The organism is Nocardioides ultimimeridianus (assembly GCF_054777895.1).
In genome coordinates, this window is sequence record NZ_BAAHAB010000021.1 from 1 (window position 1) to 21,883 (window position 21,883).

At 71.8% G+C, this 21,883-nt stretch carries 23 protein-coding genes and 1 pseudogene; 9 read left to right on the forward strand and 15 right to left on the reverse strand.

Translation table 11 applies throughout. The features are described from left to right. Window positions 1-324, reverse strand: a pseudogene (locus tag ACYU8V_RS17980) (hypothetical protein); the annotation flags it as partial. After that, window positions 321-1,679 carry a type VII secretion integral membrane protein EccD gene (gene eccD / locus ACYU8V_RS17985; protein ID WP_460849281.1) on the reverse strand — a complete coding sequence of 453 codons (1,359 nt, stop codon included), beginning with the start codon at window positions 1,677-1,679 and terminating at the stop codon, window positions 321-323. The pseudogene ACYU8V_RS17980 and the gene eccD, both read right to left, overlap by 4 nt. Window positions 1,680-1,804: 125 nt before the next feature. Between eccD and eccCa the strand changes: the two genes are divergently transcribed. The 6 genes from eccCa (at window position 1,805) to ACYU8V_RS18015 (ending at window position 9,711) form a co-directional block, all read left to right on the forward strand. After that, window positions 1,805-5,740, forward strand: a complete 3,936-nt coding sequence (gene eccCa, locus ACYU8V_RS17990) for a type VII secretion protein EccCa (RefSeq protein ID WP_460849282.1) — start codon at window positions 1,805-1,807, stop codon at window positions 5,738-5,740. Window positions 5,741-5,832: 92 nt separating this feature from the next. Beyond that, window positions 5,833-6,195, forward strand: a complete 363-nt coding sequence (locus ACYU8V_RS17995) for a hypothetical protein (RefSeq protein ID WP_460849283.1) — start codon at window positions 5,833-5,835, stop codon at window positions 6,193-6,195. Between the two features lie 31 nt (window positions 6,196-6,226). After that, entirely contained in the window at window positions 6,227-6,532 is a 306-nt protein-coding gene (locus ACYU8V_RS18000) for a hypothetical protein (protein ID WP_460849284.1), read from the forward strand. Window positions 6,533-6,725: 193 nt separating this feature from the next. Beyond that, complete coding sequence (locus ACYU8V_RS18005; protein ID WP_460849286.1) at window positions 6,726-7,115, forward strand: hypothetical protein; 390 nt, start codon at window positions 6,726-6,728, stop codon at window positions 7,113-7,115. Further along, entirely contained in the window at window positions 7,112-9,148 is a 2,037-nt protein-coding gene (locus tag ACYU8V_RS18010; RefSeq protein ID WP_460849287.1) for an alpha/beta hydrolase, read from the forward strand. Before ACYU8V_RS18005 ends, ACYU8V_RS18010 begins: the two co-directional genes overlap by 4 nt. Window positions 9,149-9,255: 107 nt before the next feature. Next, window positions 9,256-9,711 carry an LppA family lipoprotein gene (locus ACYU8V_RS18015; protein ID WP_460849288.1) on the forward strand — a complete coding sequence of 152 codons (456 nt, stop codon included), beginning with the start codon at window positions 9,256-9,258 and terminating at the stop codon, window positions 9,709-9,711. Between the two features lie 14 nt (window positions 9,712-9,725). Here the strand turns inward: ACYU8V_RS18015 and ACYU8V_RS18020 are convergent, their stop codons facing one another. From ACYU8V_RS18020 to clpS, 9 genes are all read right to left on the reverse strand, one after another. Then, on the reverse strand, window positions 9,726-10,520 hold the full coding sequence (locus ACYU8V_RS18020) for an MBL fold metallo-hydrolase (protein ID WP_460849289.1): 795 nt from the start codon (window positions 10,518-10,520) through the stop codon (window positions 9,726-9,728). Continuing rightward, entirely contained in the window at window positions 10,517-11,338 is an 822-nt protein-coding gene (murI, locus tag ACYU8V_RS18025) for a glutamate racemase (protein WP_460849290.1), read from the reverse strand. The genes ACYU8V_RS18020 and murI overlap by 4 nt, the downstream gene beginning before the upstream one ends. Window positions 11,339-11,390: 52 nt before the next feature. Beyond that, complete coding sequence (locus ACYU8V_RS18030) at window positions 11,391-12,452, reverse strand: EAL domain-containing protein (protein ID WP_460849291.1); 1,062 nt, start codon at window positions 12,450-12,452, stop codon at window positions 11,391-11,393. 141 nt (window positions 12,453-12,593) lie between these two features. Beyond that, window positions 12,594-13,559 carry a PLP-dependent cysteine synthase family protein gene (locus ACYU8V_RS18035; RefSeq protein WP_460849292.1) on the reverse strand — a complete coding sequence of 322 codons (966 nt, stop codon included), beginning with the start codon at window positions 13,557-13,559 and terminating at the stop codon, window positions 12,594-12,596. Between the two features lie 4 nt (window positions 13,560-13,563). Continuing rightward, a complete protein-coding gene (locus ACYU8V_RS18040; protein ID WP_460849293.1) occupies window positions 13,564-13,854 on the reverse strand; it encodes a MoaD/ThiS family protein in 291 nt (96 codons plus the stop codon). Window position 13,855: 1 nt separating this feature from the next. Continuing rightward, on the reverse strand, window positions 13,856-14,323 hold the full coding sequence (locus ACYU8V_RS18045) for a M67 family metallopeptidase (RefSeq protein WP_460849294.1): 468 nt from the start codon (window positions 14,321-14,323) through the stop codon (window positions 13,856-13,858). A 22-nt stretch (window positions 14,324-14,345) separates the two neighbouring features. After that, window positions 14,346-15,314: an acyl-CoA desaturase gene (locus ACYU8V_RS18050; RefSeq protein WP_460849296.1), complete on the reverse strand. Its 969-nt coding sequence runs from the start codon at window positions 15,312-15,314 to the stop codon at window positions 14,346-14,348. A gap of 59 nt (window positions 15,315-15,373) precedes the next feature. Beyond that, window positions 15,374-15,964 (reverse strand): DUF2017 domain-containing protein, encoded by a 591-nt coding sequence (locus ACYU8V_RS18055; RefSeq protein WP_460849297.1) that lies wholly within the window; start codon window positions 15,962-15,964, stop codon window positions 15,374-15,376. Then, entirely contained in the window at window positions 15,961-16,236 is a 276-nt protein-coding gene (gene clpS, locus ACYU8V_RS18060) for an ATP-dependent Clp protease adapter ClpS (protein ID WP_460849817.1), read from the reverse strand. Before clpS ends, ACYU8V_RS18055 begins: the two co-directional genes overlap by 4 nt. A 119-nt stretch (window positions 16,237-16,355) precedes the next feature. Here clpS and ACYU8V_RS18065 point away from each other — a divergent pair, with 119 nt between their 5' ends. Together ACYU8V_RS18065 and ACYU8V_RS18070 are read left to right on the forward strand one after the other, a co-directional pair. Next, window positions 16,356-16,823, forward strand: a complete 468-nt coding sequence (locus ACYU8V_RS18065; RefSeq protein ID WP_460849299.1) for a MarR family winged helix-turn-helix transcriptional regulator — start codon at window positions 16,356-16,358, stop codon at window positions 16,821-16,823. Beyond that, entirely contained in the window at window positions 16,820-18,049 is a 1,230-nt protein-coding gene (locus ACYU8V_RS18070; RefSeq protein WP_460849300.1) for an MFS transporter, read from the forward strand. Before ACYU8V_RS18065 ends, ACYU8V_RS18070 begins: the two co-directional genes overlap by 4 nt. A gap of 24 nt (window positions 18,050-18,073) precedes the next feature. Here ACYU8V_RS18070 and ACYU8V_RS18075 read toward each other — a convergent pair whose 3' ends face one another. Continuing rightward, window positions 18,074-18,538 carry a PaaI family thioesterase gene (locus ACYU8V_RS18075; protein ID WP_460849302.1) on the reverse strand — a complete coding sequence of 155 codons (465 nt, stop codon included), beginning with the start codon at window positions 18,536-18,538 and terminating at the stop codon, window positions 18,074-18,076. A 64-nt stretch (window positions 18,539-18,602) separates the two neighbouring features. Between ACYU8V_RS18075 and ACYU8V_RS18080 the strand changes: the two genes are divergently transcribed. Next, a complete protein-coding gene (locus ACYU8V_RS18080) occupies window positions 18,603-19,085 on the forward strand; it encodes a winged helix-turn-helix transcriptional regulator (RefSeq protein ID WP_460849303.1) in 483 nt (160 codons plus the stop codon). An 88-nt stretch (window positions 19,086-19,173) separates the two neighbouring features. Here ACYU8V_RS18080 and ACYU8V_RS18085 read toward each other — a convergent pair whose 3' ends face one another. From ACYU8V_RS18085 to ACYU8V_RS18095, 3 genes are read right to left on the reverse strand one after another with little or no spacing between them, the layout of a single operon-like run. After that, a complete protein-coding gene (locus tag ACYU8V_RS18085; RefSeq protein ID WP_460849304.1) occupies window positions 19,174-20,973 on the reverse strand; it encodes a DEAD/DEAH box helicase in 1,800 nt (599 codons plus the stop codon). Continuing rightward, entirely contained in the window at window positions 20,970-21,254 is a 285-nt protein-coding gene (locus ACYU8V_RS18090; RefSeq protein ID WP_460849819.1) for a DUF3039 domain-containing protein, read from the reverse strand. Before ACYU8V_RS18090 ends, ACYU8V_RS18085 begins: the two co-directional genes overlap by 4 nt. A gap of 30 nt (window positions 21,255-21,284) precedes the next feature. Beyond that, window positions 21,285-21,851 carry a YqgE/AlgH family protein gene (locus ACYU8V_RS18095; protein WP_460849305.1) on the reverse strand — a complete coding sequence of 189 codons (567 nt, stop codon included), beginning with the start codon at window positions 21,849-21,851 and terminating at the stop codon, window positions 21,285-21,287. Between the last annotated feature and the right edge of the window lie 32 nt (window positions 21,852-21,883).

Consider the following 21,883-nt stretch of genomic DNA (forward strand, 5'->3'; position numbering starts at 1 on the left):
GGGCGCGACCGGCGGGTGCAGGGGGGTCGGCGCCGCCGCGGGAGCCGCGACGGGCGGGGGCGGGGGCGGGTCGACCGGGCGGATCCGCACCATGGTCCGGTCGTCGGGCAGGAGGTCACGGCGACGGAACTGCACGACCTCGCCGCCCAGGCCCTCGGAGGCGCCGGACCGGTCGGCGGGCGACGCGGTGGGCGACGGGGCCGGGCTGGCGCCGAGACCGAGGCTACGCGGGTCGATGCCCATCCGGGCCAGGTCGCCGGCCGCACCCTCGGCCTCACGGCGGCGTGCGAGCGCCGGGTCGGGAGCGTTCTCGTCGTCGGTCATCCGAAGATCCCCTTGAAGTCGGCGTAGACGGTCAGCGCACCGAACAGCAGCACGAGCATCACGACCAGGGTCAGGAACTCCAGCGCGTTCAGCAGGCGCTTGACCCGCGCACGCGGGATCTCGGACAGCTCCAGCGCGGTGAGACCGAGGCCGACGGCGAGGGCGGCGCCGAGCAGGCAGCCGAGCCACGGCAGCAGGGACGCCTGGTCGACGGCGAGCCTGCTCACCGACAGCACCGCGAGCCACAGGGCGCACAGGCGCAGGGCGAGCATGTGCGGCGTACGGGAGAAGGCGCGGGAGCGCAGGGCGATCGCGACCGCGAGGCTGGCTGCGAGGCTGCGGTCCCAGGTGTCGGGAGCGAGGACGAGCGCGGTGCCGTACCAGGCGACCACGACCGCGATGCCGGCCAGCGAGCCGACCAGGATGGCGTTGCTCGTGCGGTAGCGGCGCTGCAGCGCGTCCAGGTCGAGCACGCCGACGTTGCGCACCCGGTAGTCGGCGCTGGCCAGGCCCCCGACCGACAGCGAGACCCGCGGGATCGCGCCCACTGCGACGACGGCGAGGACCGGGAGCAGGCGCAGCGCCACCCGGGCTGCCGTGCCGTCGATCTGCGCGGTGGTCCCGAGCAGCGCCGCGAGGAGCACCACGACCGCGAAGGCCACGTGCGCCGTGGTCAGCGGGGTGAGGGCTCGTGTCGCCGCGGCAACGAGGGCGGCGAGGGCAGCGCAGGCGGCGACCGTCGCCGGAGCGGGTACGCCGGCGTGCCGGCAGAGCGCCAGGCCGAGTGCCGCACCCCAGGTCATCGCGGCGGCCGCGGCGATCGCGGTGTCGACCGGGCGCGCCCGGACCGAGGCCCACCAGGTGGCCCCGACGAGCAGGACGGCGAGCACGGCCGAGGTCTGCGTGCTCGCGAGGTCGCCCGGCCATGCAGCGCGGGTCGTCACCGCCCCGACCACGCTGAGCAGGGCGAGCAGCAGCAGCGTGATGCTCCCCGCCAGGACGGTGAACGAGACCGTCGTGCGGGTGGTCCACGAGCCACCCGCGTTGTCGACGCTGTCCTCGACGGCGTCGCGGACGTCGTCGACCATGATCGGTCGGACCGTCTGGCCCTCGGGTCCCAGCTCCAGCACGTCGCCGTCCAGCACGGAGGCCTCAGCCAGCGTCTGGGCCATCGGGATCGCCGTGCCGCCCAGCCGCGAGAGGACCCAGGTCGTGGGGTTGTCCGCCGACCCCGAGGGAGCGACGTACCGCAGCAGCTGCGGGAGCACGTCGGAGACCGGGAGGGCGGCGGGGAGGGCCAGGTCGACCGACCGCTCGGCCGTCACCACGGTGATCCGGCTGTAGGCGGTGTGCATTCAGCATTTCCTCACGACGACGCGGGCTTCCGAGCAGATGGCTCCGGCGTACGAACGCGGAGCATATCCGCAGTCGTATGGTTGCCCTTCCCAGCACCAGCCCGCTCCAACCCTCGGGGGTTCGCTTGACCACCACCCTGGTCCGCCGACCGGCGCGCACCGCGCCGCCCGCGACGCAGCCGGAGCCGATCGTCATCGCCGCCCCGCCGGGACGCGGACAGTCGGCACCCGCGGCCGCCGGGGCGAGCATGCTGATGATGCCGATCATGGGCGGTGCGGGCTCGGTCACCGTCGCCATCACCCAGCGCAACAACCCGATCGTCGCGGTCGCCTCGTTCCTGGCCCTGCTCGGCGCGGTGTCGATCGGCATCGTGATGATGATCAGCCAGCGCAGCGGCCAGAAGAACCAGGAGCGGGAGGGCCGCGAGCGCTACCTGGACTACATCGAGAGCCTGCGCCACCGCGTGCGCGAGCAGATCGCGCAGCAGCGCGCCCAGCAGGCGTGGTGCCACCCGCGGGCCGACCAGCTCCTCGACGTCGTCCGCAACAACACCCGCCGCTGGGAGCGGCGCCCCTCCCACGGCGACTTCCTCGCGATCCGGGTCGGGACCGGCGACGTACCGCTGGACGCGGGACTGACCCTGGACGCCGACACCGGCCCCCTCAACAGCTTCGACCCGGTCTGCCTGCAGTCGGCGCAGGAGCTGCAGCACCGGTACGCCGTGCTGCACGACCAGCCGGTGGTGCTGCCGCTCGCGCGCGTCGGCCAGCTGAGCGTCCTCGGTCCGGCAACCGTACGACGCGACCTGGCGACCCACCTGGTCCTCCAGATCGCCGCGCTGCACAGCCCGCACGACGTCTCGCTCGCGATCATCCGCTCCGACCGCGCCGCGCCCGCCTGGGACTGGGCCAAGTGGCTGCCGCACGTCCTCGACGAGACGGCCACGGACGGTGACCTCACGGCGCGCCGGATCGGCACCGACCTGGCCTCGATCGAGCACCTGCTCGCGCCGGAGCTGGAGGCACGGCTCGACCGCCACCAGCGGGCCCGCGGATCGGCGTACGTGCCCCCGAACCGGCTGGTCGTGGTGATCGACGGCGACGGCCTGGCCCCCGGTCAGCAGCTGCGCCCGCCCGCGCCCGACATCAGCCTCGCCGAGCTCGGCGTCCACGTCGTCTCGCTCCTCGACGGCGCCGCGGACGAGCCCGAGCGCGTCGACTCCCGCATCGAGATCGCGCCGACCGGCGTCGCGATGGCGACCGGACGACCCCTGCCGTTCACCGTCGACGTCCCCGAGCCGGGCGCGGCCGCCGCGCTGGCGCGGACCCTCGCGCCGCTGCGGCTGACCGCGACGACCACCGACGACGGCGAGTTCGCCGAGACCGTCGGCCTCCCCGAGATCCTCGGCGTCGAGGACCCTGCGCGCCTCGACCTCGCCCACACCTGGCAGCCACGGCCGCTCCGCGAGCTGCTGCGGGTCCCGATCGGCGTCGGGACCGGCGGCCGGCCCGTGATCCTCGACCTCAAGGAGTCCGCGCACAGCGGCATGGGGCCGCACGGCCTGGTCGTGGGCGCCACCGGCTCCGGCAAGTCCGAGATGCTGCGCACCCTGGTGAGCTCGCTGGTGATCGGCCACGGACCGGACCGGCTGGCGCTGATGCTGGTCGACTTCAAGGGCGGTGCGACCTTCGCCGCCATGGAGGACATCCCGCACATCGCCGGGATGATCACGAACCTGCAGGACGACCTCACCCTGGTCGACCGGATGCGGGACGCGCTGTACGGCGAGATGCAGCGCCGCCAGGAGGTCCTCAAGGCCGCCGGCAACCTGCCCAACGTCACCGTCTACCAGGACCGCATCGACGCGGGCGAGGACCTCCCGCCGCTCCCCCACCTGCTGGTCATCGTCGACGAGTTCTCCGAGCTGCTGACGGCGAAGCCGGACTTCGCCGAGCTGTTCGTCGCCATCGGCCGGATCGGCCGCTCCATCGGCGTGCACCTGTTGCTCGCCTCGCAGAAGCTCGAGGTGGGCAAGATCCGCGGCCTGGAGTCGCACCTGTCCTACCGGATCAGCCTGCGCACGTTCTCCGAGGGCGAGAGCCGCGACGCCATCGGCGTACCGGACGCCTACCACCTGCCGCCCGAGCCGGGCTCGGGCTTCCTCAAGGTCGACACCACGGTCTTCGAGCGGTTCAAGGCGGCGCTGGTGTCCTCGCCGTACGTGCCGCCGTCGGGCCAGGTCAAGACCACCGTCCCCGTCGTCCCGTACGTCGCCGTGAACGGCCTGGGCGCCTGGATCTCCCAGCAGGCGGCCGACCAGGCCGTCGTCGACGGGACCGCGCCAGACGGCACCGAGACCGTCCTGGACGTGCTGTGCCGGCAGATGGCGGAGTCCGGCTGGGCGCGGGTCCGCCCCGTCTGGCTGGAGCCGCTGCCGCGCGAGCTGCCGCTGGGCGGCCTGGTCGATCTGAGCGCCCGCGCCGAGGTCGGCTCCTGCGCGGCGGTCGTCGGTCTGGTCGACGACCCGACCCACCAGGACCAGCGCCCGTTCACCTTCGACTTCGCGGGCGCCGACGCCAACCTGGTCATCACCGGGTCGCCGCAGTCCGGGAAGTCCACGCTGGTGCGCAGCACGATCCTCTCCCTCGCCTCCCAGCACGCGCCCGGCGACGTCGCGTTCTACTGCATCGACTACGGCGGCGGCTCGCTCTCGGCCCTGGGCGGCCTGCCGCACGTCGCCTCGGTCGCGAGCCGGGTCGATCCCGAGCGGATCACCCGCACGGTCAACGACGTGCGCGGGATCCTGAACCAGCGCGAGGTCCTGTTCCGCGAGCGCGGACTGGAGTCGGCCGCAGCCTTCCGGCGCGCTCGGGCCGCCGGGCAGCTCCCCGACGACACGCTCGGCGACGTGTTCCTCGTGGTCGACGGCTGGGGCACGTTCCGCGAGGAGTGGGACGACCTGGACTACGCGATCGCCGACATCGCCGCGCGCGGCACGAACTTCGCGGTCCACGTCGTCGTCACCGTGACCCAGGCGATGCAGGTGCGGATGCGGATGCAGGCCTCGATGACCGGCCGGGTGGAGCTCCGGCTCAGCGACCCCTTCGACTCCGAGTTCGGCCGTCAGGCGATGGAGCAGATCCCCAAGGACGCGCCCGGCCGCGGCCTGACCGGCTCGCGGCAGAGCACGCTGGTGTTCCAGTCCGCGCTCCCGGCGTACGACGCCGGCGACGAGGCTCCCGAGGACGCGCAGAAGCGGCTGCTCCAGGCGATCGTGGCCAAGTGGGGCGACCAGCGGGTCGCCCGGGTCGAGGTGCTCCCCCAGCTGGTCACCATGGCCGACCTGCCGCCCATGCAGCGCGGCGACACCGGCCTGCTGGTCGGCCTGTCCGAGCTCAACCTGGGGCCGGCCGAGATCAACCTCAGCGGCGCCGACCCCCACCTGCAGGTGTACGGCGACGGGGAGACCGGCAAGTCCAATCTGCTCAAGCTGCTCATCGCCGACCTCGTGGCCAGCCGGCCGCCCGAGGAGGTCGGCATCGCGGTCGTCGACTACCGGCGCTCGCTGCTCGACGTGGTGCCCGACGAGTACCTGCTGACCTACTCCACGGGTGCCGACCAGGCGGCCCAGGCGGCGCAGGAGATCGCCGGCGCCATCCGGGCGCGCGTGCCCGGCCCGGACGTCACCTCCGAGCAGCTGCGCAACCGGTCGTGGTGGAAGGGCCTCGACGTCTACGTCATCGTGGACGACCACGACCTCGTCGCCACGTCCCAGGGTGACCCGCTGGCGCCGCTGATCGACCTGCTGCCCCAGGGACGCGACCTGGGCCTGCACCTGATCCTGGCGCGCCGCACCGGCGGCATGTCGCGAGCCGTCTACGAGCCGCTCATCCAGCGCCTCATCGATCTGAGCACGCCGGGCTTCATGTTCAGCGGCGACCGGCTCGAGGGGCGACTGATCGGCGGCCACCCGTCGCGCAGGCTGCCGCGCGGCCGCGCCATGTACGTCAACCGGGACGGCTCCGCGTCGCTGGTGCAGACGGCGCGCGTCGACGACTGATCACGGACTTTTCGGCCGGCCGAGGTTTTGGAACGGCCCGGACCGGATAGATGCTGGTGGCACGCACCACACCAACTACTCGGGAGGCCACCATGGCTGCTGACCGCGTTTCTCTCACCGAGGGCTACCAGGGCGCCCTCCACACCAATCGCAACATCGGCGACCAGGCCGAGCAGGTCCAGGGCCTCGCCAAGAAGCAGCACGGCCACACCGCCGACCTCCTGTCCCAGAACAAGGGCGCGCTGGCCAACCAGACCGGCAATGGCTCCACCGCCACCGCCAACGGCCTCTCCGCGGCCGGCACCATGCACATGGCCAACGCCGCCGGTGGCGCCGAGTACGTCCGCCGTACCGCCGGTCACGAGGACACCGCCGCTGACTCCCAGGCCGGCGAGGCCCGCCTGATGGAGACCTCCGCCACCGACCTCGCCCACAAGATCAACCCGCCGGCCTGACCGCGCGCACCCACGACTCGAGGAGATCCAGATGACTGACCAGCTCCGCGTCGACCGCGGCTCGATCCAGAACCACGTCGACGACACCCGCAACAACATGAGCGGCTTCCGTGGCGCCCACGAGCAGGCCGACCGCCAGTCCGCCAACTTCGGCCGGCAGACCGAGGGCGGCGTCGGCTCCGACGACATCGACCGCACCCGGGCCGCCTCCAACCGGCACAGCACCGAGATCGACGGCAACGTCAACAAGCTGATGAACCGGACCAGCGAGAACACCGACGAGTTCATCTCGAACGTCCGCAAGGCCGCGACCCGGTCCCTCAACACCACGGACTGAGCACACTCAGCGATGCCGACCGGCCGGGAGCCGGCCGTCACCCCGAGAGGACCGGTGGTGATGGCGGGCCCCGGCCGGTCGGCGTCTGTGCTGCGGTCACGCGACCCGAGGCCCTGACGTCCGCCGATCAGGTTTGATCCGCCCCGGAGCGGAAAGACGATAGGGACACGCACGACCACACCCTGGAGAAGCGATGGGCACCGACAGCCGTGACGTCATCGGGCTCGACGTCGACCACCTCGACTCGGTGGGTCGCACCATCAGCGGACGCGGCGACCATGCCGGCACGACGGCGACGCGGCTCGCCAGCGGCCTCTCGGCGCTGCACGGTCATATCGGCGGCAACCCCGAGGTCGGTACGGCGATGGCCGCCTTCCTCGAGGAGCACATCGCCCACCCCGCCCGGCACCTCGGCAAGAACGTCACCGCCGGCGGCCACGGTGTCTCCGGGGTGGCCACGACCGCCCGGTCCAGCGACAACGAGGCGGCGGCCGACCTGCACATCCAGGTCGCTGCCAATCACGACAGCGCGTCCCTCCTGCTGAGGAACATCAACGTGACGCCGAGGGAGGCGACGCCGTGAGCAGGCCCGATGGACCGTTCGACTACTACGCCGACCTGTACGGCGGCGGGTCCAATGTCACCGCGTCGAGCATCCGGCGGCTCGTCGACGATCCCTCCCGCGACAGCGCGACGATCGCCCTGTTGGCCGAGGACCTCGACCATGACGGCACCGTCACCGCGTCGCTGGTCGAGGGGCAGATCCGCTCCGAGGTGGCGAAGGGACCGGCCGTCGTGGCCGGCCATGCGCGGCGGCTCGGCATCAACGGCACCTATGCGGTCGGTCTGGTCAACCTGCTGGCCACCCACGTGCACACCTTCGACGGTGTCGTCGCCTCCCTCAACGACCGCTACCGGCGCACCATGCACGCCTGCCGGGTGGTGGCGGGCGTGGCCACGCCGACCGCGGACGACCTGCTGACCGCGCCCGTGCTGGCGGCCGGGTACGTGAGCCCACCGGCCCAGCCCGCCGGAGGCAACGCCTGGCAGCAGCTCTACACAGCGCCGGCCCCCACCTTCGACGCCGCTGCGGTCGGCACGGCCGTGAGGGGCGACCTGCAGGGCGAGTACCGGCACGCACGCCGGCTGCTCGATGGCGGGGTCGCCGATGTCGCCACGAAGTTCGGGCAGGGGCCCACCCACGCCAACCTGCGCCTGCTCGTCGACCTCGGCGCGATCCCCCTGCCGACGGCCGAGCGGTGGCCGTGGCTGCACCTGACCGACGCCGAGCGGCGCAAGGCCCTGCTCGCCCTGGTGGCCAGCGGCGCCGTGCCGGACCCCGCGACGCTGCCCGCGGGATCGGTCCAGTCGTGGCTGAAGGCCCACCCCGAGATCGCCGACTACCTCTCGCTGTTCGTGCCGCCCCGGATCCCGACCGACGGCAAGCCCACCGACGTCGCCGACTGGTGGCGCGGGCTGGGCGTCCTCGGCCAGCTGGCGGCAGCGGCCCACACGCCCTCGCTGGTGGGCAACCTCGACGGGGTCCAGGGCTGGGGCCGCGACCTCGCCAACCGCACCCTGCTCGACCAGTACGTCGCCCAGATCCGCAGCACGATCCCCTACGGCAAGGACTCCGGCTTCACCGACGAGCAGCTCCGCAGCATCGCCGCGATCCGCGACGACCTCGCCAAGGGCAACCGTCAGCTCCTCGGCCTGGACCTGTTCTCGGGTGAGCGCTCCCACGCCATCGTGGCGATCGGCAACGTCGACACCGCACAGCACGTCGGCGTCTTCACCCCCGGGCTCACCTCCAACGTGCCCGACAGCCTCAACGGCTACGACAACGACATGTCCAACCTCGCCCACCAGGCGAACGCCATGATCACCCGCAACGGAGGCCACGGGTCCGTCGCAACGGTGGTGTACCTGGGCTACGACGCTCCCCAGCTCGACCTGTCCCTGCTCGATCTCGGAGCGTTCGGGGGCCAGGCGGACAGCGTGGTGGCACCGGACCTCGCGATCCGCGGGGGCGACTCGCTCGCGTCCTTCTACCAGGGCCTCGACGCGTCCCGGTCCGACGGCGTGCACCTCACCGCTCTCGGCCACTCCTACGGCTCGACCACGACCGGCTACGCCCTTCAGCATGCTGCGACGGGCGTGGACGACGCGGTCCTGTTCGGCTCGCCGGGACCGGGCACCGGGAACCGCGGAGACCTCCACGTGCCGAACCTGTACGTCATCGAGAACGACAACGACCTCGTCGCCGACGGCGGCATCTTCGGCGGCGACCCGTCGTTCATGGACGGCGTCACGCACCTGCAGTCCCACGCCGCGAGCCACGACGGTGCGAGCTACCTCGGCACGACCGGCCACACGTCGTACCTCGACAACGGCTCGACCGCGCAGCACAACATGGCGGCCGTGCTCACCGGCATCCACGGCGAGCTGATCACGGGTCAGGACCTCGATGGCGGGGATCTCCTCACCGCCCCCAACCCGGGCGACCTCCTCGCTGCCGGCGAGGCCACCGGCGGCGACATCAAGGACGGGTTCGAGGCCTGGGGAGCCGACCTCGTCCACGGCCTCGAGAGCTTCGGACGGCCCCCGGGATACTGATGACCGTGTTCCTGAAACGCCTCGCCCTCGTCGGTGCGCTCATGCTGATGGGTACTGCCTTCGCCGCCTGTGGCGGCGCCACCCCGAAACCAACGGAGGAGACCTCGATGACCGTCGGCTACGGGCACGGCTCGATGGAGAAGGCGCTCGCCCGCATGGTGCGGATGCGCAGCGACATGATGCATGCGCTCGACGAGCGGCTCGAGCCGAAGGCGTGGCGCGCGGCGAGCAACGAGGACGGCGTCTCCATCGCGGGCTGCAACGACGGCGCCTCGCAGACCGTCGGCCTGCGCACCTACACCTTCCCCAGCACCTACTCCCCCGACAGCTGGCACCAGGCCGCGTCACTGGTCGAGGAGGTCGGCCGCCGCTACGGCTTCGACGTCGTACGCCGCACGGTCGACCGGCCGGGCAACCTGGAGATCACCGGGCTCGCCCCCGACGGCGGCAGCTACACCTTCGGGATGGTCACCGCCACGACCCTCACCATCACCACCGGCTGCTACCGGTGGGAGCACACGCCCGGCCCGGATGCCTGGCTCACGCTCGACCCCACGCCCTGAGGACCGGGCGGACCTCAGAGGGTGTAGACGGCGCCGGTCTCCGCCCGCAGCGCCTCGGGGTACGCCGCGACCGACTCGGCGAAGATGGCGTCCCCGTCGTGCCACGGCGGGATGTGGGTGACCACCAGCCGCTTGGCGCCGGCCCGTCCGGCGTACTCGCCCGCCTCGGTGCCGGTCAGGTGCAGGCTCGGCGGGTTGTCGTCGTCGTGGCGGAAGGACGCCTCGCACAGGAACAGGTCGGCGTCGGCCGCGATCTCCAGCAGCGCCGGGATCGGCCCGGTGTCGCCGCTGTAGGCCAGCACCTTGCCGTGCGCCGTGATCCGCATGCCGTACGCCGGGACCGGGTGGTCGACCTCGTACGGCTCGATGGCGAACGGGCCGATCGAGAACGGCTCCTTGTAGAGGCGGAAGATGAACTCCTCGCGCATCCCGGGCTTGCGCGGCAGGTCGTAGGCCTTCGCCAGCCGCTTCGCGGTGCCCTTCGGCCCGTAGACCGGGATCCGCGGCTGGGTGCCGCTGGGGTGGTACTTGCGCAGCACGTAGTAGCTGGTCATGTCGACACAGTGGTCGGCGTGCAGATGGCTGATCAGCACGGCGTCGACCTTGAGCGGATCGACGTAGCGCTGCAGCAGTCCGAGAGCGCCGTTGCCCATGTCCAGCACCACGCTCCAGACCCGGTCGGGCTCCTCGGCGGTGCGGGTCTGCACCAGGTAGCAGCTGGCCGGCGACTCGGGCCCGGGGTAGGACCCCGCGCACCCGACGACCGTGAGGCGGACGCCGTCGATGGGGATGTCGTCGATCGGTGTCATGCCAGCCCTCCCGCGAATTGTCCGGCCGCCGCCAGCTCGGCGCCGAGGAACCGGCGACCGATGGTCGCGAACTCGTCCGGCGAGCCGGTCGTGGCGAAGGTGTACGACGCCTCGCCCTCGCCACGCATCAAGCCCTTGTCGGCGAGGGTCCGGTAGAGGGCCTTCGCGGACTCCTCGGCGCTGCTCACCAGGGTGACGCCGTCGCCCATCACGTAGGAGATGACGCCGGTCAGCAGCGGGTAATGGGTGCAGCCGAGGATCAGGGTGTCGATGCCGAGCTCGCTCAGCGGATCGAGGTACTCGTGCGCGACCTCGAGCAGCTCCTCGCCGCCGGTGATGCCGGCCTCGACGTAGTCGACGAAGCGGGGACAGGCACGCGTGGTCAGCTGGAGGTGGGGCGCTGCGGCGAGCGCGTCGTCGTACGCCATCGACTCGGCCGTGGCGCGGGTGCAGATGACACCGACCTTGCCGTTGCGGGTCGCGGAGACCGCGCGTCGGGCGGCGGGGAGGATCACCTCGACGACGGGGACGTCGTACCGCTCGCGCGCGTCGCGGAGCATGGCGGCGCTCGCGGAGTTGCAGGCGATGACCAGTGCCTTCACGCCCTGGTCGACGAGGTGGTCGAGGCACTCCAGGGCGTACTCGCGCACCTCGGCGATCGCCTTCGGCCCGTAGGGCTGCCGGGCGGTGTCGCCCAGGTAGGTGATCGACTCGTGCGGAAGCTGGTCGATGACCGACCGTGCGACGGTGAGGCCACCGAATCCGGAGTCGAAGATGCCGATCGGCGCGTCGACGTCGACGTTTCCATGGCCCAGCACGGTGACAGCCTAGAGCCAGGTCACGCCCGCGTGCCGCAACTGGCGACTCAACTCACGCCGGGAGCGCGGTCGCTCGGCCGAGCAGCCAGGGCCCGAGCTCGCGGAAGGGCAGCGCCGGGCTGAAGTGGTTGCCCTGCGCCCACCAGCATCCGAACCGCGCCATCTGCTCGGCCTCGGCGGCCGTCTCCACACCCTCGGCGATCGAGCCGACCCCGACCGAGAGTGCCAGCGAGACGACGCCCTCGCAGACCGAGCGACCTGCTGGCAGGGGTCCGCCCGCGGCGACGAAGGTGCGGTCCAGCTTGACCAGGTCGACGCCGATGTCGACCAGGCTGGACAGGCCGCCGTGGCCGGTGCCGAAGTCGTCGATCGCCAGGTTCACGCCGAGGGCGCGCAGCTCGGACAGGCGCGAGACCAGCGAGGGGTCGGACAGGATCCGCGACTCGCTGACCTCGAGGGTCAGGGCAGGGGCGGGGAAGCCGGAGCGCTGCAGCACGACGGCGATGTCCTCGACCAACCGCGGCTGTGCCAGCTGGCGCTCGCTGAGGTTGACGTGCATGCCCAGGCGGTGACCCTGCCGCCACAGCTCGCTCCCGTCGCGGCACGCCTCGCGCAGCGAGAACGCCCCGAGGGAGTCGATCAGGTCGCTCGTCTCGAGGATCCCGAGGAACTCCGAGGCCATCACCAGCCCGCGTTCCGGGTGACGCCAGCGCATCAGTGCCTCCACGGCCACCGGTATGCCGCTCGCGAGCTCGACGATCGGCTGGTACTCGACGACGAGGTCCCCGAAGTCGAAGGCCAGACGCAGCTCGTCCAGCTCCTCAGCCGCGCGTATCTCCTCGGCGGACCGGGCGGGTGCCTCGGCGAGAGCGCCTTGCGGCGGGAGGTCGTCGCGATGGCGCGTGCGACGGTCGGCCCGCGCCCGGGCGCCGCGCATCGCCCACCCGACCAGGAGGCTCGCGGCGCAGGCTCCGACGAGGAAGACCCAACCGAGGGCGAGCGACCAGAAGGGGCCCGTGATGATGCGGAGGTCCCAGAGCGCGACCTCGCACGCGGTCGCCGTCAGGACCACCGCAAGGCCGTAGAAGGCCCGGTCACGGACGGAGTCGAGCACCCGGCACCACCCCCTCGCGCACGACCGTAGGGGGCGGGGCGAGCCGGTGGCGCAGGATCCGCCCGGATCCGGCCGATCGCCGCGGGACCGATGGTCCGGACGGGCCAGAGGGCCAGGACCAAAGGCCCGGACTGCGGGGCCTCAGGCCCAGAGTTGGCCCTCGAGCCGCTCCTCGGCGTCGTCGATGGTGCCCTCGTAGGCACCGGTCGAGAGGTACTTCCAGCCGGCGTCGGCCACCACGAACGCGATGTCCGCGGTCTGACCGGCCTTCGCGGCCTTGGCCGCCTGGCCGAGCGCCGCGTGCAGGATGGCGCCGGTGGAGATGCCGGCGAAGATGCCCTCGAGCTCGAGCAGCTCGCGCACCCGGCGTACGGCGTCACGAGGACCGACCGAGAAGCGGGTGTCGATCAGGGAGGCGTCGTACAGCTCGGGGACGAAGCCCTCGTCGAGGTTGCGCAGGCCGTAGACCAGCTCGCCGTAGCGGGGCTCGGCCGCGACGATGGTGACGTCGGGCTTGGCGGTCCGGAAGTAGCGCGAGACGCCCATCAGGGTGCCAGTGGTGCCGAGGCCCGCGACGAAGTGGGTGATGCTGGGCAGGTCGGCGAGGAGCTCGGGCCCGGTGCCCTCCTCGTGCGCGAGGGCGTTGGCGTCGTTGCCGTACTGATAGAGCATGACCCAGTCGGGATGCTCGGCGGAGATCTTCTTCGCGACGCGCACGGCCTCGTTGGAGCCGCCCGCGGCGGGGCTGGAGATGATCTCGGCGCCCCACATCCGCAGGATCTGGCGGCGCTCCTCGGAGGTGTTCTCCGGCATCACGAAGACCGTGCGGTAGCCCTTGAGCTTGGCGGCCATCGCGATCGAGATGCCGGTGTTGCCCGAGGTCGGCTCGAGGATCGTGCAGCCGGGACGGAGGAGTCCCTCCTTCTCGGCCTCCTCGATCATCTTCAGGGCCGGGCGGTCCTTGATCGAGCCGGTCGGGTTGCGGTCCTCGAGCTTGGCCCACAGGCGCACTTCCGCGCCGTTGGGCAGGACGCCCGGCGACAACCGCGGCAGCCCGACCAGCGGCGTACCGCCGACCGATGCCAGCAGGTTGTCGAACCGTGCCATCGGATCAGTGAGCGCCGCCGGCGACGGCCGGCAGGATGGTGATCTCGTCACCGTCGTTGAGCTTGGCGTCGAGGCTGCCGAGGAAGCGGACGTCCTCGTCGTTGACGTAGATGTTGACGAACCGGCGCAGGTCCGGGCCGCTCTCCTTGACGTCGATGAGCCGGTCCTTGATGCCCGGGTGGTCGGCCTCGAGGGCGTCGATCAGCGCGCTCAGCGTGGTGCCGTCGGCGGAGACCGCCTTCTCACCGCCGGTGTAGGTGCGCAGGATGGTCGGGATCTTGACCTCGATGGCCATGTCAGAGGTTCTCCTCGTTCGGTGATGCAATGGTGGTGCTGCTGCCGTCGGTGGCGACGAGCTCGACCGGTTCCTCGGTCACCTCGCCGTCGACGATTCTGTAGGACCTGAACTCGACAGGGCCGTCGTTATTCCCGTGCTCGCGGGTGCTGACCAGCACGTAGTGGGCGTTCGGCTCGCCCGCGAGGTTGATGTCGGTGACGCTCGGATAGGCCTCGGTCGCGGTGTGCGAGTGGTAGATCACCACCGGCTCCTCGTCGCGCTTGGCGAGGTCCTTGTAGAGCTCGAGCAGGTCGGTCGAGTCGTACTCGTAGAAGGTCGGGCTGCCGGCGGCGTTCACCATCTCGATGAACCGCTCCGGCCGGTCGCTGCCCTCGGGGCCCGCGACCATGCCGCACGCCTCCACCGGATGGTCGCGCTTGGCGTGCGCGACGATGGCGTCGTACGCCGCCTGACCGATCTTCAACACGGCACCAGCCTAAGGGCGCCGGTCAGCCGGTCGGGTTGGCGGCCTTCGCGGCGAGACGCTCGGGAGTGGGCCAGCGCACGTCCTTGACCCAGCCGAGCTTCTCCAGGACCCAGATGACCCGGGCGGAGGTGTCGAACTGGAACCGCTTCACGCCGTGCCGGGCGCTGGTCGGGTCGGCGTGGTGCAGGTTGTGCCACGACTCGCCGCCGGACGGGATGGCCAGCCACCACACGTTGCCGGAGAAGTCGCGCGAGGCGAACGGCCGCTCGCCCACGGTGTGGCAGATCGAGTTGATCGACCAGGTGACGTGGTGGATCAGACCGATCCGGACGACCGAGGCCCAGAAGAACGCGGTCAGGGCGCCCTGCCAGGACCAGGTCAGCAGGAAGCCGAGCAGCGGGGGCAGCAGCAGCGAGGTGAGCGTCCAGAGCCAGAACATCCGGGAGATCCGCACCAGGTCGCGGTCCTTGGCCAGGTCGGGCGCGTAGCGCTCGATCGGGGTCTGCTCCTCGTCGAAGAGCCAGCCCACGTGCGCCCAGATCATGCCCTTGGTCAGCGCGCCGAGGCTCTTGCCGAAGCGCCACGGCGAGTGCGGGTCACCATCACGGTCGGAGAACTGGTGGTGCTTGCGGTGGTCGGCCACCCAGCGGATCACCGGGCCCTCGATCGCCATCGAGCCGAGGATGGCGAGGGTGATCTTCACCGCCCGGTTCGGCTTGAAGGACTTGTGGGTGAAGAGCCGGTGGTAGCCGACGGTGATGCCGTGCAGGGTCAGCCCGTACATGGCGACGGTGATCACGACGTCGCTCCAGCCCAGCCAGCCGCCCCAGGCGACCGGGATCGCCGCGACGAAGGCGACGAACGGGACGGCGATGAACAGGCCGAGCGCAACGCGCTCCCAGAAGCCCTGCGTGTCACCGCCGAGGGTCACCCGGGCCGCCTGGTCCGGGCTCCCGCCGGTCGGGGTCGGTCGGTCGTCGAGCGCGGTCATGGATCCCCCGTGCGGTCGCGGTCAGTCACTGCATCCGAGCCTAACCGAGTCTCCTCGGACTACCCGACCGCGTCCACCAGGGTCTCCTGGAGGTAGCCCAGCCACTCGTAGAGATGGTGGGCCTGGGCGCGCGGGTCCGCGTCGGGCAGGGAGTCCCAATACTCCTGGTCGCCCTCCTCGACCTCGAGGCGGGTGCCGAGCGCGAGCCGCAGGTCGGTGAAGGAGCGCATCCAGGCCAGCGCGGTCGGCTCGTCGAGCTCGACGTCGATGACCAGGTCGCCGTGCTCCTCGGCGGTGGGATCGGCCGGCAGGCCGGCCTCCTCGAGCACGTCGATGACCGACTCCGCGGCCTTGGCCTTGGTGTCGCGCAGGCCTCCCTCGGTGAACCGGCGGAACTCCCCGGCCGCCTCCTCGTCGTGGCGGTACGCCGTCGGGAAGAGCCGCTGCAGCACCGGGTCCTCCGGCGCGGTGGTCGGACCGGAGAAGTCGAGCAGGGCCTCGAGCGGGTCGTCGCCGGTCGGGGTCACCGCCCGCTCGTTGTGCAGCAGCTCGACCAGCTGGGCGGCCAGTGAGCGCAGGAGGTCGGCCTCGAACACCGAGAACGTGGCGAAGACGAGCTTGCTGCGGCGGTGCCGGTGGAAGCCGCTCACGCGTCGGCCTTCTGCAGCGTCGCCCACAGGCCGTACTCGTGCATCGCCTGCACGTCGCGCTCCATCTCCTCGCGGCTGCCGGTGCTGACCACGGACCTGCCGTCCTCGTGCACCTCGAGCATGAGCTTCTCGGCCTTCTTCTTGGAGTAGCCGAAGTACTTGGTGAAGACGAAGGTCACGTACGACATCAGGTTGACCGGGTCGTTCCACACGATCGTCACCCAGGGCGTGTCGGAGAGCGTGATCTCGTCGGGCGTGAGGTCCGGAGCCACCGTCGGATCGGCGTGGGTGGGGCTCGCGGTGCTCACGGCTCCATCGTTCCACAGCGGGGAGGGGTGGCACGTCACCCCGCCTTGCGGTCCATAGGTTTCCTATGTATATTGGTTGAGCGATGGAACCAACAACCGAGATGACCGCCCTCAGCGGCGACCTGGCGATGTACGCCGCCCGCCTGGTCCGCCTGATCCGGCAGGGCAACCCCCAGCCGGCCGGCATCCGCGCCATGTCGAGCATCGACGAGCGCGGGCCGCTCAGCGTGACCACGCTCGCCCAGCTCGACAACTGCTCGCAGCCGACGATGACCGGCATCGTGCGGCAGCTCATCGAGCAGGGCTGGCTGAGCAGGGAGCCGCACCCGACCGACGCGCGCAGCACGCTGATCGGGCTCACCCCGGCGGGCCGCGCCGAGCTCGGGCGGGTCCGCGCGGCCAACGCCGCGCTGGTCGCGTCCCGGATCGCCGCCCACCCCGAGCGCAGCGCAGCCGATCTCGCGACCGCGGTCGCCGTGCTGCGCGACGTACTCACCGAGCCCCTGGACAAGACCGACAACAAGACCGACCACAAGGAGAGCAAGCCGTGACCACCGAGACCTCGATCCTGCGTCAGCCGCGTGCCGTCTGGGCCGTGGCGTTCGCCTGCGTGATCGCCTTCATGGGCATCGGGCTGGTCGACCCGATCCTCAAGGAGATCGCGGCCCAGCTTCAGGCCACGCCCAGCCAGGTCTCACTGCTGTTCACCAGCTACATGGCCGTGATGGGCGTCGCGATGCTGGTCACCGGCGTCGTCTCGACCCGCATCGGGCCCAAGCGCACGCTGCTGGCCGGCCTGGTCCTCATCATCGTGTCCGCGGCCCTCGCCGGCGCGTCCGGCTCCGTGAGCGCCGTGGTCGCCTTCCGCGCCGGATGGGGACTCGGCAACGCGCTGTTCATCGCGACCGCGCTCTCGACCATCGTCAGCGCCGCGAAGGGCTCGCTGGCGCAGGCGATCATCCTGTTCGAGGCCGCGCTGGGCCTGGGCATCGCGGCCGGACCCCTCGTCGGCGGCCTGCTCGGCCAGCAGTCGTGGCGCGCGCCCTTCTTCGGCGTCTCGACCCTGATGGTGGTCGCGGTGGTCGCCACCGCGATCTTCCTGCCCGCGACGCCGCCGACCGGTCGTCGTACGACGCTGGCGGACCCGTTCCGCGCGCTGCGGCACCCCGCGCTGGCGATCCTCGCGGCCGTCGCGATCTGCTACAACCTCGGCTTCTTCTCGCTGCTCGCCGCCGGGCCGTTCGCCCTGCCGGGCGCCGGCATCATGCAGATCGGCTGGATCTTCTTCGGCTGGGGCATCCTGCTCGCCGCCGCGTCCGTCGCGGCCGCGCCGGCCCTGCAGCGCCGCTTCGGCACCATGCCCGCGCTGATCGGCGCCATGACGCTCTTCGCCCTCGACCTGCTGGCGATGGCGGCCGGCGCCGAGCACGCGATCGTGGTCAAGCTCGGCATCATCGTGGCCGGCGCCTTCCTGGGCGTCGTGAACACCCTGGTCACCGAGGCCGTCATGGGCGCGGCGCCGGTCGAGCGGCCGGTCGCGTCGGCGGCGTACAGCTTCGTGCGGTTCACCGGCGGCGCCGTGGGCCCGTACGTCGCCCTCAAGCTGGCCGAGCACCAGGGTGCGGCCGCTCCGTTCTGGTTCGGCGGCATCTCCGTCGCCGTCGGCGTGGTCGTGCTGGTCGCCGGCTCGGGCGTCATCTCCGCCGCGCTGCACGGAGCCCCCGCCCCGCACTCGGTCGAGGAGGCCGAGGGTGTGCTGGTGGGCGACCTGGACTGACCGCCCTCCTGAGGAAGTCCGCGGTCAGCTGAAGATCATGCAGGAGCTCGAGGCGTAGGCCACGAGCCGGCCGTGGCCGTCGTACAGCCTCGCCTCGGCGAGAGCGGTACGGCGGCCGCGCTGGATCACGCTGCCGACCGCCCGCAGCCGCCCCGAGTCGACGGTGACGGCCTTGAGGAACTTCACGGTGAGGTCGAGCGAGGTGTAGCCCTCCCCCACGGCCAGCGTGGAGTGGACGGCGCAGCCGCAGGCCGAGTCCAGCAGCGTGGCGAACACGCCGCCGTGCACGCTGCCGATGGGGTTGTAGTGGCGCAGCTCGGGGTCGAGCTCGAAGATCGCGGTTCCGCGCTCGGGGACCTCGAACCCGGCGAAGCCGAGGGTGCTCGCGATCGGCGCCGCCGGCAGCCGGCCGTCGAGGATCGCCTGCAGCTGCTCGAACCCGTCCAGCGTGGCCGGGTCGAGCTGGGTCCTGGTCGCAGACTCAGTCATGGCCCCATCCCAGCAGCCGCAGGCTGAGTCTGTCAATGAGACTTAGATCGCCTATGCTGGGCGGATGACCGCGAGCGCTCCCCCGGCCCTGGACTGGTCGGTCGACAACTGCACGCTGGGCAGGGCCATGGCGATCCTCGGCGAGCGGTGGACGGTCGTGGTGCTGCGCGAGGTGTTCCTCGGCGTACGCCGCTTCGAGGACATCCGCCGGCACGCGGGCGTCCCGCGCCAGGTGCTCACCAACCGGCTCGCCTCGCTCGTGGCGCACGGGATCCTGGAGCGGCGGCCCTATCAGGAGGCGGGGGCGCGGACGCGGCACGAGTACCGGCTCACGCCGCGAGGCCGCGAGCTGCAGCCGATCCTGCTCGCGGTCGCGCAGTGGGGCGACCGGCACCTCGCCGATCCGGCCGGTCCTCCGATCGCCTTCGTGCACGACGGCTGCGAGGAGCCGGTGCATGTCGAGATCCGGTGCGCGGCCGGGCATGCCGTCGAGGGACGTCAGGTCACCAGCCGACAGGGGCCGGGGGCGCACCCCTTCACCCCCTGACCGCGAGTTCAGGCTTGTGGTCGACCGAAACCCGGGTTTCGGTCGACCACAAGCCTGAACTCGGCACGCCAGAGGTCGGAACTCGGGGTCAGGAGGTCTTGCGGACCGACCACTCCCGGATCCGGTCGATGCGCTTCTGCAGCTGCTCGGCATTGGCGATGGCCGCGGCCGGGCCGCCGCACTCCTTGCGCAGCGCGGCGTGGGTGATCGCGTGAGGCTGGCCGGTGCGGTGGTTCCAGGACGCGACCAGGCCGTTGAGCTCGCGGCGCATCACCGCGAGGTGCTCGTGCGTCGTGACCTCGGCGACGGAGTCGGCCGGCCGGGCGTCGGGCTGGGCGGCCCGCGTCCTGCGCCGGTCGTCCTGCCGCTGCCGCAGCAGCTGCTTCATCTGGTCGGGCTCGAGCAGGCCCGGGATGCCGAGGAAGTCCATCTCCTCGTCGCTGCCGACGTGGACCTCCCCCTCGTGGCCGAACTGCGCGCCGTCGTACAGGGCGTGGTCGAAGCGGGCCTCGGACCCGAGCGCCTCGAACGGCAGCGCCTCCAGGTCGGCCGAGGCTCCCTCGCCGGCCTGCGCCCGCGCCATCAGGTCCTCCTCGGCGCCGAAGATGTCGGTCGGGTCGTCGCTCTTCTTGCGACCCAGGACGTGGTCGCGCTGCCGCTCGAGCTCGCCGGCGAAGGACAGCAGGTTCGGCACCGACGGCAGGAAGACGCTCGCGATCTCACCGCGCGTCCGGGCCCGCACGAAGCGGCCGACGGCCTGGGCGAAGAACAGCGGGGTCGAGGTCGTGGTCGCCCAGACACCCACCGCGAGACGGGGTACGTCGACGCCCTCGGACACCATCCGGACCGCGACCATCCAGCGCGCGTCGCCGTCGCTGAACTCGCTGATCTTCTTCGAGGCCGCCTTCTCGTCGGACAGCACGACCGTCGGCGACTCCCCCGAGATCTGCTTGATGATCTTCGCGTAGGCGCGCGCCGAGTCCTGGTCGGAGGCGATGACCAGGCCACCGGCGTCGGGGACGTGGCGGCGTACCTCCGAGAGGCGCTTGTCGGCGGCGGCGAGGACCGACGGCATCCAGGAGCCGGTCGGGTCCAGCGCCGTGCGCAGCGCCTGCGAGGTCATGTCCTTGGTCAGCGGCTCCCCCAGCGACGCGGCGACCTCGTCGCCGGCGCTGGTGCGCCACGCCATCTGCCCGGAGTAGGCCAGGAACAGCACCGGTCGCACCACGTGGTCGCGCAGCGCCTCGGCGTAGCCGTAGGTGTAGTCGGCGACCGAGGTCGGCACGCCGTCCTCACCGGGCGCGTAGGTCACGAACGGGATCGGGTTGATGTCGGAGCGGAACGGCGTACCGGTGAGGGCCAGGCGCTTCGCCGCCGGCTCGAACGCCTCGCGCACGCCCTCGCCCCAGCTCATCGAGTCGCCCGCGTGGTGGATCTCGTCGAGGATGACCAGCGTCTTGAACCGCTCGGTGCGCACGCGCAGCGCGAGCGGGTTGACCCCCACGCCGGCGTACGTGACCGCGATGCCGACGTAGTCGGTGGAGATCTTGCCGCTGCCGGCGGAGTACGTCGGATCGATCGGGATGCCGGCCTTCGCCGCGGCGGCCGCCCACTGCACCTTCAGGTGCTCGGTCGGCGCCACGATGATGAGCCGGTCGATCACGCGGCGGCCGAGCAGCTCGGCCGCGACCGTCAGCGCGAACGTGGTCTTGCCGGCGCCCGGCGTCGCGACCGCGAGGAAGTCACGCGGCGTGCGGGCCAGGTAGTCCTCCAGCGCCGCCTGCTGCCAGGCGCGCAACGATCCGGCCGTCCCCCAGGCGGCACGCTCGGGCCAGGCCGGTCCGAGGTTGGCGGCTGCGCGAGGGGCGGGGCTCTGCCCGCCCGTCACTCGCCGGAACCGCCCTTGCCGTCACCCGTGCCGTCGTCGTCCCCGTCGTGGGGGATGCCCTCCCAGATGTCCTTGCACTCCGGGCAGACCGGGAACTTCTCCGGCGCGCGACTCGGCACCCACACCTTGCCGCACAGGGCCACCACCGGCGTCCCCATGACCATCGCCTCGGTCAGCTTGTCCTTCTCCACGTAGTGGGAGAACCGGTCGTGATCACCGTCATCGGTGGGGACCGTCCGCTCCCTGATCAGGGTGTCGGTGTCCGTGGAGCCGAATCCGATCGTGGTCACCGGGTCAGTCTAGGTGGTCCGTCAGTTCATGTCGGGATCGGCAGGGCGCGTGGCGTGCAGGGCGAGATCGCCCGGCTGGCGGCGCAGCACCCGGCGGTTGAGGGCGGTCGGGTCGGGGCCGAAGACGTCGTCGTACGACGCCGGCACGACGTACCAGTCGCCGCGTGCGATCTCGCCCTGGAGCTGGCCGGCACCCCATCCGGCGTACCCCACGAAGATGCGGAGCCGGTCGATGGTGCCGGTCACGAGCTCGGTCGGGGTGTCCAGGTCCAGCAGGCCGATCCGGCCGTCGACCGGGCGGAACCCGGCGCCGTCCTCGCCGCCGCCGACGGCGAGCGCGACCGCGAGGGCGCCGTCGTTGCCCACCGGACCGCCCTGGAAGACGACCTCGGGCGGCTCGACCACGTCGCCCCAGGCCTCGAGGACCTGCTCGACGGGCACCTGGCTGGGGCGGTTGAGGACGACCCCGAGGGCACCGTCGTCGTTGACGTCGAGCAGCAGCACCACGGTGTCGGCGAAGTGGGGATCGAGGAGCTCGGGGCTCGCCACGAGCAGCAGCCCCGGGGCGGGATCCGTTCCGGTGGTCACCGGTCCATCATCTCCCAGCCCCGGGGCCGAGT